This window comes from Rhizobium sp. USDA 3886 (assembly GCF_056279785.1).
In genome coordinates this window covers 3,408,255-3,423,168 of sequence record NZ_JBWCDC010000001.1, presented here as the reverse complement: position 1 = coordinate 3,423,168, position 14,914 = coordinate 3,408,255, and the positions used below count along the sequence as shown (strand labels likewise).

Annotated in this window: 15 protein-coding genes; 4 read left to right on the top strand and 11 right to left on the bottom strand. The window is 60.1% G+C overall.

The window, feature by feature from the left end; all coding sequences use genetic code 11:
* The first annotated feature begins 77 nt into the window (after positions 1-77).
* Positions 78-854 carry a DeoR/GlpR family DNA-binding transcription regulator gene (locus ACZ9BX_RS17315; RefSeq protein WP_132562475.1) on the top strand — a complete coding sequence of 259 codons (777 nt, stop codon included), beginning with the start codon at positions 78-80 and terminating at the stop codon, positions 852-854.
* Between the two features lie 131 nt (positions 855-985).
* Here the strand turns inward: ACZ9BX_RS17315 and soxR are convergent, their stop codons facing one another.
* Positions 986-1,447, bottom strand: a complete 462-nt coding sequence (soxR, locus tag ACZ9BX_RS17310; protein WP_476219133.1) for a redox-sensitive transcriptional activator SoxR — start codon at positions 1,445-1,447, stop codon at positions 986-988.
* Between the two features lie 72 nt (positions 1,448-1,519).
* On the opposite strand from soxR, the gene ACZ9BX_RS17305 reads away from it, so the two are divergent.
* Together ACZ9BX_RS17305 and ACZ9BX_RS17300 are read left to right on the top strand one after the other, a co-directional pair.
* Entirely contained in the window at positions 1,520-2,095 is a 576-nt protein-coding gene (locus ACZ9BX_RS17305) for an NADPH-dependent FMN reductase (RefSeq protein WP_476219131.1), read from the top strand.
* A 221-nt stretch (positions 2,096-2,316) separates the two neighbouring features.
* Positions 2,317-3,501: an acyltransferase family protein gene (locus tag ACZ9BX_RS17300; protein ID WP_476219129.1), complete on the top strand. Its 1,185-nt coding sequence runs from the start codon at positions 2,317-2,319 to the stop codon at positions 3,499-3,501.
* Positions 3,502-3,575: 74 nt separating this feature from the next.
* Here the strand turns inward: ACZ9BX_RS17300 and ACZ9BX_RS17295 are convergent, their stop codons facing one another.
* From ACZ9BX_RS17295 to ACZ9BX_RS17250, 10 genes are all read right to left on the bottom strand, one after another.
* Entirely contained in the window at positions 3,576-3,983 is a 408-nt protein-coding gene (locus ACZ9BX_RS17295; protein ID WP_027511691.1) for a F0F1 ATP synthase subunit epsilon, read from the bottom strand.
* Entirely contained in the window at positions 3,983-4,222 is a 240-nt protein-coding gene (locus ACZ9BX_RS17290) for a hypothetical protein (RefSeq protein ID WP_100772486.1), read from the bottom strand. Before ACZ9BX_RS17290 ends, ACZ9BX_RS17295 begins: the two co-directional genes overlap by 1 nt.
* The gene (atpD, locus tag ACZ9BX_RS17285; protein WP_476219126.1) at positions 4,222-5,697 is read right to left on the bottom strand and encodes a F0F1 ATP synthase subunit beta; all 1,476 of its coding nucleotides are present in this window, start codon (positions 5,695-5,697) and stop codon (positions 4,222-4,224) included. The genes ACZ9BX_RS17290 and atpD overlap by 1 nt, the downstream gene beginning before the upstream one ends.
* A 23-nt stretch (positions 5,698-5,720) precedes the next feature.
* Positions 5,721-6,605 carry a F0F1 ATP synthase subunit gamma gene (locus ACZ9BX_RS17280; RefSeq protein ID WP_027511694.1) on the bottom strand — a complete coding sequence of 295 codons (885 nt, stop codon included), beginning with the start codon at positions 6,603-6,605 and terminating at the stop codon, positions 5,721-5,723.
* A gap of 26 nt (positions 6,606-6,631) precedes the next feature.
* Positions 6,632-8,161 (bottom strand): F0F1 ATP synthase subunit alpha, encoded by a 1,530-nt coding sequence (gene atpA / locus ACZ9BX_RS17275; RefSeq protein WP_027511695.1) that lies wholly within the window; start codon positions 8,159-8,161, stop codon positions 6,632-6,634.
* Complete coding sequence (locus ACZ9BX_RS17270; protein WP_476219125.1) at positions 8,161-8,727, bottom strand: F0F1 ATP synthase subunit delta; 567 nt, start codon at positions 8,725-8,727, stop codon at positions 8,161-8,163. Before ACZ9BX_RS17270 ends, atpA begins: the two co-directional genes overlap by 1 nt.
* A 254-nt stretch (positions 8,728-8,981) precedes the next feature.
* Positions 8,982-9,371 carry an AGROH133_08824 family phage infection protein gene (locus ACZ9BX_RS17265; RefSeq protein WP_476219124.1) on the bottom strand — a complete coding sequence of 130 codons (390 nt, stop codon included), beginning with the start codon at positions 9,369-9,371 and terminating at the stop codon, positions 8,982-8,984.
* Between the two features lie 81 nt (positions 9,372-9,452).
* Positions 9,453-11,669, bottom strand: coding sequence for a primosomal protein N' (locus ACZ9BX_RS17260; protein WP_476219123.1), 2,217 nt, complete (start codon positions 11,667-11,669; stop codon positions 9,453-9,455).
* A gap of 53 nt (positions 11,670-11,722) precedes the next feature.
* Positions 11,723-12,859 (bottom strand): AAA family ATPase, encoded by a 1,137-nt coding sequence (locus ACZ9BX_RS17255; protein WP_476219121.1) that lies wholly within the window; start codon positions 12,857-12,859, stop codon positions 11,723-11,725.
* 21 nt (positions 12,860-12,880) lie between these two features.
* The gene (locus ACZ9BX_RS17250) at positions 12,881-13,828 is read right to left on the bottom strand and encodes a GNAT family N-acetyltransferase (RefSeq protein WP_476219120.1); all 948 of its coding nucleotides are present in this window, start codon (positions 13,826-13,828) and stop codon (positions 12,881-12,883) included.
* A gap of 139 nt (positions 13,829-13,967) precedes the next feature.
* Here ACZ9BX_RS17250 and ACZ9BX_RS17245 point away from each other — a divergent pair, with 139 nt between their 5' ends.
* Positions 13,968-14,903, top strand: coding sequence for a tyrosine recombinase XerC (locus ACZ9BX_RS17245; protein WP_476219118.1), 936 nt, complete (start codon positions 13,968-13,970; stop codon positions 14,901-14,903).
* Positions 14,904-14,914: the final 11 nt, after the last annotated feature.

Below are 14,914 nucleotides of genomic sequence, written 5' to 3'. Positions count from 1 at the left end.
CCGGCCGCCAGTCGCCGATTGCGCAATTTTCGCTTTAACATATGATCCGGCCCAGCGAAAGAAAGGGAGACGAAGCCATGTTTCTGTCCGGACGGCAGACGGAGATTCTCGATATCGCCAAAGCCGAAGGCCGCGTGCTGGTCGAGGATCTGGCAACGCGCTTCTCCGTCACGCCGCAGACCATTCGCAAGGACCTGAACGACCTTTGCGATGGACACGTGCTGACGCGTATTCACGGCGGGGCAATTTTTCCGGGCGGGACAGAGAACGTGAAATACGAGGCACGCCGCTCGATCGCCGCCGGTGAAAAACTCGCGATCGGTCGCGCGACCGCTGACATTATTCCCGACAAAGCTTCGCTCTTCATCAATATCGGAACGACGACCGAGGCAGTCGGGGAAGCGCTGGTCGATCACCACGAACTGATGGTGATCACCAATAACATCAACGTTGCCAGTCGTTTGCGTCTGTTTCCCTCGATCGAGGTCGTCATCGCGGGCGGCGTAGTGCGCCATTCGGATGGCGGCATCGTCGGCGAAGCAGCCGTCGATTTCATCCGGCAATTCAAAGTCGATTATGCCGTCATCGGCGCTTCGGCGATCGATCCGGACGGTGCGCTTCTCGACTTCGATTTCCGCGAAGTGAAGGTCGCCCAAGCCATCATGGCGAATGCGCGCCACGTCGTCCTTGTTGCCGACTCCACCAAATTCGAGCGCACGGCTCCGGTGCGCATCGGCCACCTGTCGCAGGTCCACACCTTCGTTACCGACGACTGTAATGTCGAATCGCTCAGGAAGGTCTGCGCGGAAAGCAACATCAATCTGATCGAAACCTCGGAAAAGACACTGCCATAGAATGTTCGTTTGACATTCTATTTATCTTCGATTTGGCACTATTCTAGTTCGTTTAATGGCGTTGGACTTGTGGTGCACCGATCTGAAAGGGGGCCATATCTATCAGGTGATGGGGCGACTGCAGGGGCTGCCTAAGCCTCCTCCAGCAGGCGCGCACCGGTTCCCTCCTCGCCTAGTTTGTCACAAGGGTTTCGCAATGGGCAGCTTTCGATCGACAGGCAGCCACAGCCGATGCAACCGGTCAGGCGATCGCGAAGCAGCGTCAGCCGTTTGATTCGCGAATCCAGATCGTCCTTCCATATCTGCGAGAGCTTCTGCCAATCGCCTGCCGTCGGCGTTCGCCCCTGCGGCAGGGTATCGAAAGCCGCCTGAATTTCAGCCAGCGGTATGCCGACCCTCTGTGCCACCTTGATGATGCCGAGACGGCGCAGGACATCGCGCCCGTAGCGCCGCTGGTTGCCGCGCGAGCGCATGCACGAAATCAGACCCTTGGCCTCGTAGAAATGCAGCGCCGAAACCGCCAGTCCGCTGCGCTCCGCCACTTCGCCTACAGTCAGAAGCCTGCTGAAATTGGTCGATGAAATTGTTTCCATACGCCTATTGACCTCAATAATGGTTGAGGTTTTATAAGCCAAGCTCCTCGCAGCGTAAAGAAGGGGCAATATATGAAAACAGCCATCAAAGTCGGCGTCATCTACGGAAGCATACGGCAGGGCCGGATATGCGACCGGGTGGTGAAATGGCTGACCCGGCAGCTTGTACTCTATCCGCTGATCGACCTCGATATCATCGATCCGCTCGATTTCGACCTGCCTTCCCAGCATGATGACGGTCATCGCGAAGTAAAGCGTCTCGCCTCCCGTCTGAACGCGGTGGACGCCTTCATCGTCGTCACGCCGGAATATAATCACAGCTTCACAGCGGCACTCAAGTTCGTGCTCGATTCGTTCAACGAACCCTGGCATGGAAAACCTGTGGCCTTCGTATCCTATGGAGGCATCTCGGGCGGTCTGCGTGCTGTCGAGCAGCTGCGGCTTGTCTTCGCCGAACTCCATGCCGTCACCGTGCGTGACACCGTAAGCATTGCGGCACCTTGGAACCGCTTCGATGAAGACGGCAACCTCGATCGGCCCGAAGAAGCGCTCAAGCTTCTCGCCCGGATGATGGCAAGGCTGCAATGGTGGGCGCATGCCCTGACTGCCGCGCGCGCCGAGAGGCCCTACCGGAGCATCGCCGCCTGAACCGATCCTGTTTCCGTTTCCGGCAGGTACGGAAACGCCGGCGGACACCTGGGCTAACCCATGCCCGGGTGTCCGCCCAGCGTACGTGTGACCATTCAGGCTAACGAAGGTGGATTGCATCGCGCGCTGCGCGTCCACATGTCGGCTGTCCCAAGCAGCGCCCTTGCCCTGCCCTCCATCATGTCCTAGGCGTGAGGTGAGGCAGACCAGGCGAGGCACGAATGGAGAGAGATCGGAGGCTGGCAGGCGCAGATGCCATGCGTGCGGCTGCGTGTCTGCTTGTGCTCATTCATCATCTCGTCCTGCGCATCGACATCAAGCAGGTGGATCCCGGCGAACAATCGGCCTTCGTCATTGCCCGCTTCGGCAATTTCGGCGTGGCGATCTTCTTTGTTCTGAGCGGCTATCTGCTGGCGCGCCCTTTCTGGCGCGCGCTGGATGAGCGCCGTCCGTTGCCGGATATGAAAACCTACGCCACACGCCGAGCGGCACGCATCCTGCCTGGTTACTGGGTGGCGCTGACGGCAGGCTTCGTTTTGAGCCTCACGTTGTTCGGACATCGGCCAACGGCCGAACTTGCCATGCGTTATATCGCCGGCTTCCTTCTCATGAGTCAGTGGCATTGGCGAACTTTCTTTCCCGTCGAAGGGAACGGACCGCTCTGGTCGATTCCCTTCGAAGCAACCTGTTATATTTTGCTACCGCTGTGCATGCTTGCTCTTCATCACTTCAGCCATCCGCTGCCGCGCTTCGCTACGCGTCTCCTTTGGCTTGGCACCATAGCCACCGCTCTTGTCTTGCAGTGGTTAGTCGTCAACGCCTTGCAGCCCGACGACGTACAGCGCGGCTGGCAGTTCGGGATGGCGGGCGGTGCGAAGGAATGGATGCCGCGTTACAATCCGATCGGCTTCTTTGCGATTTTCGCGCTCGGTATCTTTGCTTCGGGCGTCGAGACAATCCTGCCGGAGCGAAAGGTAGTTCTCTTCGATATCCTCGCCTGCCTCGCTATAGCTGGTAGCGCTGCCGCCCTCGTTTCAGCTGCGAACGGGCCTTGGGAGGCCTATGGCTGGCTCGGAGTTCCTTACAGCTTTCCGCTCTTTCCGATCGCTATAGCAGCGGCGCTTGTCTCGCTGGCACACGCGCTATGGCTAGGGAATTTTCTCGATAATCGAGCGCTCCGCTTTACAGCGAAAATCTCATTCGGCATCTACCTCTGGCAGGATCCGGTCATTTCAGCCTTGAAGGTGCTTTGTCCTTCCGCCTTCGGCCCGATCGGCGATAATCTTCTCTACGGCTGGCTGCTTTGGTCGCTCCTCGCAGCAGCACTTGTGTTGGTCGTCGGAAGCCTCAGCTATATTTTGATCGAACGGCCGGTCCTACTGAGAGCCCACGCCGTTCCACGTTGAGCCGGCCCCACCCCAGCCGCGACAAAAAAAGCGGCCCGCTAAGGCCGCTTTAGGTCATTTCCCTGCAATCCCGATCAATCCTGCTGGACGATGCCGCGCATATGCGTCAGTTCCATGATGAAATGCTCGAGCCTGGACTTATGCTCGTGATGCAGGGCATCCTCGAGCTCCTTCTTCGCAGCCTCAATCCGACGGGTCAGCTCATCCTTGGTAAGATCTTCGACCGCGACGGCAGATTCTGCAAGCAGCGTGCAGCCGGTCGGCAGGATGTCGGCGAAACCGCCGAAAACGACGTAGTCCTGCTTGGAGCCGCCGCTGGAGCGGACGCTGACGATACCCGGCTTGATGGTCGTCATCGCCGGGGCGTGGTTCGCCATGACGGTCATCTCGCCCTCGGTTGCCGGAATGACAACTTCCGTCACCATCTCCGACAGGAGCAGACGCTCCGGAGATACGAGTTCAAAATTGAAATTGTCAGCCATCAGTGACTTACCTTCTCGGCTATGGCTTTTGCATCTTGCAGTTTGGTCCCGCAGAACGGGCAGTGCAGTATCGCCTGATCGAGATATCCGAGACCTTCTTCGGTCTGGACCAACCCTACCACCATCATCAGTGCGCCGTCATCCGCTTTGTAGACGGTCGGCGCCGCCGGGGCAGGAAGTCCTGCCACGACTTCCCTCAGGGAGTCGCAGCAGAAAATCTCGTCATGAGCTTCGTTCATCAAGCAGCTGCGGAGAGCTTCTTAGCCTTCTCGATGGCTTCGTCCATCGAGCCGACCATGTAGAAGGCAGCTTCCGGCAGGTGGTCGTATTCGCCGCTGACGAGACCCTTGAAGCCCTTGATCGTGTCTTCGAGAGCAACCAGCTTGCCCGGCGAACCGGTGAAGACTTCGGCAACGAAGAACGGCTGCGACAGGAAGCGCTCGATCTTGCGGGCGCGGGCGACGGCGAGCTTGTCCTCTTCGGACAGTTCGTCCATGCCAAGGATCGCGATGATGTCCTGCAGGGCCTTGTAGCGCTGCAGCGTCGACTGAACCTTACGGGCAACTTCGTAGTGTTCTTCGCCGACGACCAGCGGGTCGAGCATGCGCGACGTAGAGTCGAGCGGGTCAACGGCCGGATAGATGCCCTTTTCAGCGATCGAGCGCGACAGAACGGTCGTTGCGTCAAGGTGTGCGAACGAGGTTGCCGGAGCCGGGTCGGTCAAGTCGTCGGCCGGAACGTAGATAGCCTGAACCGAGGTGATTGAGCCGGTCGTCGTCGTCGTGATGCGTTCCTGCATCTGGCCCATGTCGGTTGCGAGCGTCGGCTGGTAACCCACAGCCGAAGGAATACGGCCGAGCAGAGCCGACACTTCCGACCCCGCCTGCGTGAAGCGGAAGATATTGTCGACGAAGAACAGAACGTCCTGGCCCTGGTCGCGGAAGTTCTCAGCAACCGTCAGACCGGTCAGAGCGACGCGAGCGCGAGCACCCGGCGGTTCGTTCATCTGGCCGTAGACGAGGGCGGCCTTCGAGCCTTCGCCGCCGCCATGCTTGTTGACGCCCGATTCGATCATTTCGTGATAGAGGTCGTTGCCTTCGCGGGTGCGTTCACCGACGCCTGCAAACACCGAGTAACCACCGTGCGCCTTGGCGACGTTGTTGATCAGTTCCATGATGAGAACCGTCTTGCCGACGCCGGCACCGCCGAAGAGGCCGATCTTGCCGCCCTTGGCGTACGGAGCCAGAAGGTCGACGACCTTGATGCCGGTGACGAGAATCTGTGCTTCCGTCGACTGCTCGACGTAAGACGGTGCGTCCTGATGGATCGCACGCCTGGAAGCGGTGACCAGCGGACCGGCTTCATCAACCGGCTCGCCGATGACGTTCATGATGCGGCCGAGCGTCTCCGGGCCGACCGGAACCGAAATTGGAGCGCCGGTGTCGACGACTTCCTGGCCGCGCACCAGACCTTCGGACGAATCCATGGCGATCGTGCGGACTTCGTTTTCGCCGAGGTGCTGCGCAACTTCCAGAACCAGACGGTTGCCCATGTTGGTGGTTTCGAGCGCGTTCAAAATCGCCGGCAGTTCGCCTTCGAAAAAAGCAACGTCGACGACGGCGCCGATAACCTGTGTGACCCTGCCGACAGCGCCTGTGGCGGTCTTCTTAGCGGCGGTCTTCGCTGCCGCCTTCGGGGTAGCTGCCCTAGCCATTTTCATACCCTCTTTCTCTAACCTCAGAGCGCTTCCGCGCCCGAAATGATTTCAATGAGTTCCTTGGTGATCTGAGCCTGACGCTGGCGGTTATAGCTGAGCGTCAGCTTATTGATCATCTCACCAGCGTTGCGCGTCGCACTGTCCATCGCGCTCATCTTCGCGCCCATTTCGCCGGCGACATTTTCAAGCAGCGCGCGGAAAACCTGGACCGAGATGTTGCGCGGGATCAGGTCGTTCAGGATCGATGCCGGATCCGGCTCGTATTCATAAACGGCACCCGAATGCTCGGCGTCTTCAACAACAGCGTCCGGAGCCGAAGCCGGGATAAGCTGCTGAGCCGTCGGCACCTGCGAGATGACCGATTTGAATTCCGAGTAGAACAGCGTGCAAACGTCGAATTCCCCGGCTTCGAACATCTCGATAACGCGTCTGCCGACCTGGTCGGCATTCTCGAAGCCGATGCGCTTGACGTCGCGAAGTTCCTTGCGCTCGACGATGAGCGAAGCAAATTCGCGGCGAAGAACGTCATAGCCCTTCTTGCCGACGGTGAAGATCTTGACGGTCTTGCCCTCGGCGATGAGCTTGCGGGCATGATCTCGGGCAAAGCGCGCGATCTGCGAATTGAAGCCACCGCAGAGGCCGCGCTCGGCAGTGCAGACAACGAGCAGGTGAACCTGATCCTTGCCCGTACCTGTCATGAGCACTGGTGCGCTGTCGGCATCAGTCATCGCCTTGGAGATGTTCGAAAGAACAGTCGCCATGCGCTCCGAGTAAGGCCGGGCGGCCTCGGCCGCCTCCTGCGCACGCCGAAGCTTCGCCGCGGCGACCATCTTCATCGCCTTGGTTATCTTCTGCGTCGCCTTGACGGAGGCGATCCGGTTTTTCAGATCCTTAAGTGAAGGCATCCGTTTTCCGTCCTAAATGGGTGCGATCAGGCGAAAGACTTCGCGAAGGTATCGAGAGTAGCCACCAGCTTGCCCTTGGTATCGTCGCTGATTGCCTTCTCCGTGCGGATCGTGTCGAGGATGGCTGAGCCTTCCGAGCGCAGGTACGAAAGCAGTGCCTGCTCGAACTTGCCGATCTGAGCGACGGCGATCTTGTCCAGGTAACCATTGACGCCCGCGAAGATGACCGCGACCTGCTCTTCCACCTTCAGAGGCGAGAACTGCGGCTGCTTCAGGAGTTCGGTCAGACGGGCACCACGGTTCAGCAGGCGCTGCGTCGCGGCGTCAAGGTCCGAACCGAATTGGGCAAAGGCTGCCATTTCGCGATACTGGGCAAGTTCACCCTTGATCGAGCCGGCAACCTGCTTCATCGCCTTGATCTGCGCGGCAGAACCGACGCGGGAAACCGACAGACCGACGTTAACGGCCGGACGGATACCCTGATAGAACAGATCGGTTTCGAGGAAGATCTGACCGTCGGTGATCGAGATCACGTTGGTCGGAATGAAAGCCGAAACGTCGTTGCCCTGCGTTTCGATGACCGGCAGAGCCGTCAGCGAACCGGCGCCCATTGCGTCGCTCATCTTTGCAGCGCGCTCGAGGAGACGCGAGTGCAGGTAAAAGACGTCGCCCGGGTAGGCTTCGCGGCCCGGCGGGCGGCGCAGCAGCAGCGACATCTGGCGGTAGGAAACGGCCTGTTTGGAGAGGTCGTCGTAACCGATCAGCGCATGCTGGCCGTTGTCGCGAAAATATTCGCCCATGGCGCAGCCGGCAAATGGAGCCAGGAACTGCATCGGAGCGGGATCAGAAGCCGTCGCGGCGACGATGATCGAATACTTCAGGGCGCCACGTTCTTCGAGAACCTTGACGAACTGCGCAACCGTGGAGCGTTTCTGGCCAACGGCGACGTAGACGCAAAAAAGCTTTTCAGCTTCCGGACCGGAGTCGTGAATGGCCTTCTGGTTCAGGATCGTGTCGAGAAGGATCGCGGTCTTGCCGGTCTGGCGGTCGCCGATGACAAGCTCGCGCTGGCCGCGGCCGACGGGGATGAGAGCATCGATAGCCTTGAGGCCGGTCGACATCGGCTCGTGAACCGACTTACGCGGAATGATGCCCGGCGCCTTGATATCGACACGCGAACGGCGCGTCGCGTTGATCGGGCCCTTACCGTCAATCGGATTGCCGAGAGCGTCGACGACGCGGCCGAGCAGTTCCGGACCAACCGGAACGTCAACGATAGCGCCGGTTCGCTTGACGGTGTCGCCTTCCTTGATGTCGCGGTCGGATCCGAAGATAACGACACCGACGTTATCGGACTCGAGGTTCAGCGCCATCCCGCGGATGCCACCGGGGAACTCGACCATTTCACCCGCCTGAACATTGTCCAGACCGTAAACGCGAGCAATACCGTCACCGACAGAAAGCACCTGGCCGACTTCCGAGACTTCCGCCTCTTTGCCGAAATTTTTAATTTGATCTTTGAGAATTGCGGAAATTTCCGCGGCGCGGATATCCATCAGCCAACCTCTTTCAATGCAAGCTTGAGGGTAGAAAGTTTGGTACGAAGCGACGTATCAATCTGACGGGACCCGACCTTCACGATCAGACCACCAAGAATTGACGGATCGACCGTGACGGCAATCGCCACGTCTTTGCCGGTGACGCCCTTCAGCGCCGCCTTCAATTCGGTTTCCTGCGCTGTGCTCAGCGCATGGGCCGAGGTAACCTCGGCAGAAATTTCGCCACGCTGGCGAGCAGCAATGATGCGGAAGGCCTTGATCATGCCCGGGAGGGCAAAGAGGCGGCGGTTACGCGCCACAACCTTCAGGAAATTACCAAAGAAGCCGCCGATGCCGGCCTTCTCGCTGATTGCAACGATCGCCTTGAGCTGTTCGCCGGCGGAGAATACCGGGCTTGCGACGAAGCGCTTCAGGTCGTCGCTCTCATCCAGCATCGCCTGGAACCGGTCGAGATCTGCGGTGACGCTCTCAACGGCGCCCTCTTCAAGCGCCAGTTCGAACAGCGAGGACGCATATCGTTCTGCAACACCAGAAGTAAGCTGGGACGTGTCTGCCACGGGCACAAATTTCCCTGATTTCAACCCAAGAATCCGGCCGCTGGCGGGCGCCTGACCTATATTCTTGAATTCGTTATGATTTCCCCCAGAAATCGCAAGAGAAGCCTCTTGCTTCTTCCGAAATTCGGGGTCCGTCTAACATAGGATGTCGGGACTCGCAACACGCGTAGTGCCCGAATATGCCTTTCGAATGCTTTTCTATCTGCAAAATCGTGAAATGGCGCAAAGGCCGGCGAGCAAGCGGCTCGCGGTCCTGTAATTTAGGTTGCGAAGAAACCCAGGGAATAGGCGAGCGGGAGCGCCGCTAGAGCGGTCTGCACAACCAGAAGTAAATAGTTGAGAATTGTACTCCCCCTATCGGAAAGAAGAGAAACGACCCGGGCGAAAGCCGCCATCGCAAAAGCCGCGCCGAGCGCCATGTAGATGAAATCCTGCGCCAGCATGACCGCCGCCAGTCCGAAGCCGAGATAGAAACCACCGACGGAGCGCTGCTCTGCGTAACCGTCGCGGCGCTCTGCGCGTGGTTGAAGGCCGAAAAGCTGCATCGCATATCCGGGCGCGAACATGATGACGAGACCCGCAAGAGCCGTGAACGCCGCCGTGCAAAAGGCGAGCTGTTCGCCAAACGTCTCCGGAAAATAGAACTCCATGGATCAACTCCAAATCATGCCGCGAATACTCGACCTTATGACATGATTGCGCCGGATGGAAAACGGCGGTCCATCGCCGATCTACAGGAAGCTTTGTGGATCGACATCGAGCTGCACGTGCACTGAGCCGCGCTCTTTCGGCGCCTGCGCGAGCATCGTTCGCAGAAATGCCTGCATGTCGGTATTCCGCCGTCCGTGCACGAGCAGCCGGAAACGGTAGCGGCCGCGAACCAGCGCCAGCGGTGCTTCGGCCGGGCCAAGGATGGAGATGCCGGATACCTGAGGTGCCGCATTCCGCATGCTGCGGGCGTGGTTTTCCGCGTCGTGCCGCGTTTCGGCCGAAACGATGATCGACGCAAGGCGCCCGAATGGCGGCAGAATTGCCCTCTCGCGCTCGCCGATTTCCCGCTCATAGAACGCGCTCGCGTCGCCTGAAACGATCGCCTGCATGACGGGATGCTGCGGCTGATATGTCTGCAAGAGGCCGTGACTCTTCAGACCCGTTCGCCCCGCCCGGCCCGTCACCTGCGAAAGAAGCTGGAACGTCCTTTCCGCCGCGCGCGGATCGCCGTTGGCGAGACCGAGATCCGCATCGACGATGCCGACGAGTGTCATCAACGGAAAATTATGCCCCTTGGCGACAAGCTGCGTGCCGATGACGATATCCGCTTCGCCCTTGGCAATCGCCTCAAGCTCCAGCCGCAGGCGTTTGACGCCGCCCATGATGTCGGAAGACAGCACAATCGTCCGCGCGTGGGGGAAATGGCGCTCCACCTCTTCGGCAATGCGCTCGACCCCCGGGCCGCAGGCAACGAGATGGTCAAGCGTTCCGCATTCCGGACAGGCCTCCGGCGTGCGCTCCGCATGGCCGCATTGATGGCACTGGAGCTGCTTGCGGAATCGATGCTCGACAAGCCAGCTCGAGCATTGCGGGCACTGGAAGCGGTGGCCGCAGACACGGCAGAGTGTCAACGGCGCGTAGCCGCGGCGATTGAGGAAGAGCAGCGCCTGCTCGCCCTTTTCGACCGTCTTGCCGATCGCGCGGATCAAGACCGGCGAGAGAAAGCCCCCCTTCTCCGGCGCATGCCGCCGCATATCGACGAGATGCAGATCAGGCAGCGCCGCGTTGCCGAAGCGCGTCGGCAGATGGATGGTGCTGTAGCGCCCGTTCTGGCCGTTCACCTGGCTTTCGACAGAAGGCGTCGCCGACACGAGAACGACCGGGAAATCGCCGATACGTCCACGGACGACCGCCATGTCGCGGGCATTGTAATAGACACGGTCTTCCTGTTTGTAGGCTGGATCATGCTCCTCATCGACGACGATGAGCCCGAGATCTTCGAACGGCAGGAACAATGCCGACCGAGCGCCAGCAACCACGCGAACCTCGCCGGTCACCGCCTGCCGCCAGACTTTCTCGCGCATGCGCGGCGCAAGATCGGAATGCCATTCGGCCGGCTTTGCGCCGAACCGGTCCTGGAAGCGCTCGAGGAAACTTGCGGTGAGTGCGATTTCCGGCAGGAGGATCAGCACCTGTTTGCCGCGGCGAAGCGTCTCGGCAATCGCCTCGAAATAGACCTCGGTCTTGCCGGACCCCGTCACGCCATCGATCAGCGAGACGGCAAACTCACGTTTTCTGACTTCGGTCAAAATCTCTTCGGCTGCATCCTTCTGCGGCCCCTGCAGCCGCGAAGACGCAAAGTCTGGATCGGGTTTTGCCACGACCGGAGGCGGCGGCAGGAAAATCGTCTCGAAGAGCCCTTGGCTGATGAGGCCGTCGACAACGCTCGTGGAAACGCCGGCGGCGTGCGCAAGTCCGGTCCGTGTCCACGAGATACCGTCCGATGCGGTATCGAGCACCCGGGCACGCGCAGGCGTCATCCGTTCCGGCGCGCCGCCGACGAAGCGCAATCCTTCCACCATCGGCTCCGGTTCGAAGGCATTCGGCGCTCGAAGCGCCATGCGGGCAACAAGACCGGGTGGGGATAGCGTATAGGCAGCTACCCAGTCGATGAAATCCCGCAATTCCTTGGAAAGCGGCGGGCAATCGAAGACATGCGTGATCGGCCGGAGCTTCTTCGGATCGATGCCATCTTCGCCGCCGTCCCAGACAACGCCGATCACCTGCCGTGGCCCAAGCGGCACCTGTACAACCGAACCCGGCTCGACCGCCATGCCGTCCGGAACCGAATAGGAATAGGGTTTTGGCGCGGGCATGGGCACCAGAACCGGAACCGTGCGGTTCGCGGCCGGTGCTTCGAATAACGCGCCAAAGAGATCGGACGAATCTGTGCTCATCAGGCGCGACCATGCCCGCTACGAGGCAAAAAGAAAACCTGCGAGAACATAAGCTACTCGTCCTCATCGATGATGCCGGTCAACCGCATCCCCTCGATCCATGTGGCGCCGTCCTGCCGCACGACCCGGCGTGCCCGCACGCCGCATCGCTCCCCGACAGCGGCGGCAAGAAGCTCTGAGTGGGTGACGACCCAGACCTGGCTGCTACGCGACGCTTCCGCAATCATGTCGGCAAGCGGCGGGAGCATGTCGGGATGGAGGCTTGCTTCCGGCTCGTTCAAGGCAATCAAGGGTGGTAGGCGATAGGACATCAACGCTGCGGCCAAGCCGAGAAAGCGGATCTGGCCATCCGAAAGTTCATGCGGCTGAAACACCCGATGCGGAAAGTCCGGCAAGGCAAGACCGAACTCCGCCGTCTCACCCGGCTCCGGTACCACCAGTCCTGCGCCGCCAAGCGCAGCAGCGATCGCACGGTCGAGATCGACGGTATCTTCCCGCGTATGCACCAGCGTTGCAAAGACAGCCGCCAGATTGCCCCCGTCCTCGTCCAGCATCGGTGCCGTGACGGCCCGGCATGGCGCGCGCAGCGGCGATGATCGATCGGTCCTGAACCCGTGAAAGAAGCGCCATCCATCGATAGCGCGCCGGAGCGTGCCAACCTCCGGATAGTGCCCGGCATCGCCCAGGAGAGCGATCGCTGTTTCCGAGGTCAGAGCCTGTTCGGGATAATCCTGCATGCGGCCGTTCGGCCCCCGGACTGATATGGCCGGCCCATTGCGCTTCATCGTTGTGACCGGACGCGTGCCGGTTTCGACCGAAAGCTCTTCCGCCTTGATCTGCGGCTCGAAAGGAAAGCCTGCGGCAGCCTTCGGGGGCCGCAATCCCGCCTCGACCCGATAGCGGAAGGTGATCGCTCTTTCCTGATCTAGCAGCTCGGCCTCCAGCCGGATGCGCACCGGGCCCCCTGATTCCCGTCTTGGGCCAGACCATAGGGAGGACAGCATCCCGCCTTCGGCCGCGATTTCATGCGCGAGGCGGCCCCGCGTTGCAGCCTGGATCAATTGCAGCGCGCGATAGAGATTGGATTTCCCGGCGCCGTTTTCGCCGATGAAAAGATTGATGCCCGAAAGATCCATGCGGATCGATCGCAGTGACCTGTAGTTCTGGGCGAACATCGAACGGAGCAGCATGCCTCGCTTTAACCTATCCGGTCAGCGAAATGAATGGGCCGCCACTATCTCGGGCGCCGGCGGCTGCACAAGCGGCAGGAACCGTGCATCGCTGTCCGCACGCAGATCATGCACCGTGTGTTTTTCAAGCGCCTTGGTCACTTCGTTTATGTCGCCGTCCAGATGCTCTATCGGAACGAGATTGCCGATGATGAAATCAAAGCGGTCGCCGCGCTTGTTGAGAAGCTCATGAAACACCGTCATATCGCGCAGTTCCGTCGACCACTTGGCAAACCAGTAGAAAAGACCGGAATTGCGCGCGGTCATATGCACGGGCAGGATCGGCAGATTGTATTTGCGGGCGAGGCCGACGGCAGAATTTTTCCACGGCCTTTCATTCAGCCGGCCGTTCGCCCAATAGGCAATGCGGCCCGAGGGAAACAGTATGGTCGCCTTTCCTTCTTTCACGGCGTGGTTCGTGAACTGCAGCGTCTCGCGAGTCTTGAGTTTCGTCTTGTATTCGTCCCGCCATTCCACAGGGATCACCATTTCCGCAAAACGCGGATTGACGCGCACCGCGTCTCGGTTGGCAAAGAACATCATGTCCGGGCGGCGGCTCTTCAGAAGATCGAAGACAGCGACGCCATCTGCGATACCGGTCGGATGATTACTGACGAGGATGAAGCCGCCGGAAGCGGGGATACGCTCGCCATATCTGACCGCGATATCCAGCATCAGCAGGTTGCTCATATATTCGAAGCACTGAAAGCCCGGCATGTTCGCCACGTCGTTGGCGAACTGAAGCGCCTTGTTATAGCGCAGAAGCGTATAGAGAAAGGGCCGCATTACCGGCCAAAGCGGGTGGCGGACGATGCGCCTGCCGCGCTCGGCGATCAATGTATCTACGATGTGTCCGGGGTTGCCGTGGGAAACCAGAGTGATCGCTTCCGCGAGCTGTCCGAAAGCCGTCGTGGATTGGCGCCGTGCCATGCAAAGTCCTGTTTCGTTCGGAACAGCTATCGCAACCTATTATGATGGAAGCATGACAAGCGCTTGGCCGATATTAGCAATTCCCTAACTGTCCCCGTTCAAACTTGGCAAAGGAAAGAACAAAATCAAGGCCCGCGCCGTGAACGAACTCCTGATTATCGCCGACCCGCGCCTGATGGCCGAACGCAGCGCCTGGCTTGAAAATCTCAAGCGCGAGCGGCGCCTTTCGGAACACACGCTCGACGCCTACGAGCGGGACAGCCGCCAGTTCCTCACCTTTCTGACCGGCCATATCGGTGGCCCGGCGACGGTGAAGGATATAGCGTCTCTTCGCCCGGCCGATTTCCGCGCTTTCCTGGCCGCCCGCCGGAAGGAGGGCTCCGGAGCCCGGTCGCTCGGCCGTAATCTGGCCGGTCTTCGCTCGCTGCTGCGCTATCTGGAAAAAAAAGGGCTAGTGAACGCTGCAGGCGCCGGTGCGGTTCGCTCGCCGAAACAGCCGAAATCCCTGCCAAAACCGCTCTCCGACAAGCAGGCGATCACTGTCGCCAGCGACGCGGCACAGCTTCACGAGCAACCATGGATCGCTGCGCGCGATGCCGCCGTCTTCACGCTCCTTTATGGCTGCGGTTTGCGCATCTCCGAGGCACTCGACCTGACAGCGGATAACTTGCACGCGGGCGCTACGACATTGCGCATCACCGGCAAGGGCAACAAGACCCGCCTGGTGCCACTGTTGCCCGTCGTTCTTGAAGCGGTTGAGAAATACCGTTCACTCTGCCCTTACCATCTGGAGAACGCAGTGCCGCTCTTCCGCGGCGCACGAGGCGGGAAGCTCCAGGCTGGGATTATCCAGCGTACGATGCAGAGGATGCGTGGAGCCTTTGGCCTGCCGGAAACGGCGACGCCGCATGCGCTGCGGCACTCGTTTGCGACGCACCTTTTGGCCGGAGGCGGTGATCTGAGGACCATCCAGGAGTTGCTTGGTCACGCGAGCCTTTCCACGACACAGGTCTATACCGGTGTCGACTCAGCACGTTTGCTCGAAGTCTACGATCGTGCCCATCCAAGGGCGTAATCTTTCGTTAA

Coding starts and splice junctions, on each gene's coding strand:
- ACZ9BX_RS17315 (WP_132562475.1), top strand. CDS start 78: ATGTTTCTGTCCGGACGGCAGACGGAGATTCTCGATATCGCCAAAGCC.
- soxR (WP_476219133.1), bottom strand. CDS start 1,447: ATGGAAACAATTTCATCGACCAATTTCAGCAGGCTTCTGACTGTAGGC.
- ACZ9BX_RS17305 (WP_476219131.1), top strand. CDS start 1,520: ATGAAAACAGCCATCAAAGTCGGCGTCATCTACGGAAGCATACGGCAG.
- ACZ9BX_RS17300 (WP_476219129.1), top strand. CDS start 2,317: ATGGAGAGAGATCGGAGGCTGGCAGGCGCAGATGCCATGCGTGCGGCT.
- ACZ9BX_RS17295 (WP_027511691.1), bottom strand. CDS start 3,983: ATGGCTGACAATTTCAATTTTGAACTCGTATCTCCGGAGCGTCTGCTC.
- ACZ9BX_RS17290 (WP_100772486.1), bottom strand. CDS start 4,222: ATGAACGAAGCTCATGACGAGATTTTCTGCTGCGACTCCCTGAGGGAA.
- atpD (WP_476219126.1), bottom strand. CDS start 5,697: ATGGCTAGGGCAGCTACCCCGAAGGCGGCAGCGAAGACCGCCGCTAAG.
- ACZ9BX_RS17280 (WP_027511694.1), bottom strand. CDS start 6,605: ATGCCTTCACTTAAGGATCTGAAAAACCGGATCGCCTCCGTCAAGGCG.
- atpA (WP_027511695.1), bottom strand. CDS start 8,161: ATGGATATCCGCGCCGCGGAAATTTCCGCAATTCTCAAAGATCAAATT.
- ACZ9BX_RS17265 (WP_476219124.1), bottom strand. CDS start 9,371: ATGGAGTTCTATTTTCCGGAGACGTTTGGCGAACAGCTCGCCTTTTGC.
- ACZ9BX_RS17260 (WP_476219123.1), bottom strand. CDS start 11,669: ATGAGCACAGATTCGTCCGATCTCTTTGGCGCGTTATTCGAAGCACCG.
- ACZ9BX_RS17255 (WP_476219121.1), bottom strand. CDS start 12,859: ATGCTGCTCCGTTCGATGTTCGCCCAGAACTACAGGTCACTGCGATCG.
- ACZ9BX_RS17250 (WP_476219120.1), bottom strand. CDS start 13,828: ATGGCACGGCGCCAATCCACGACGGCTTTCGGACAGCTCGCGGAAGCG.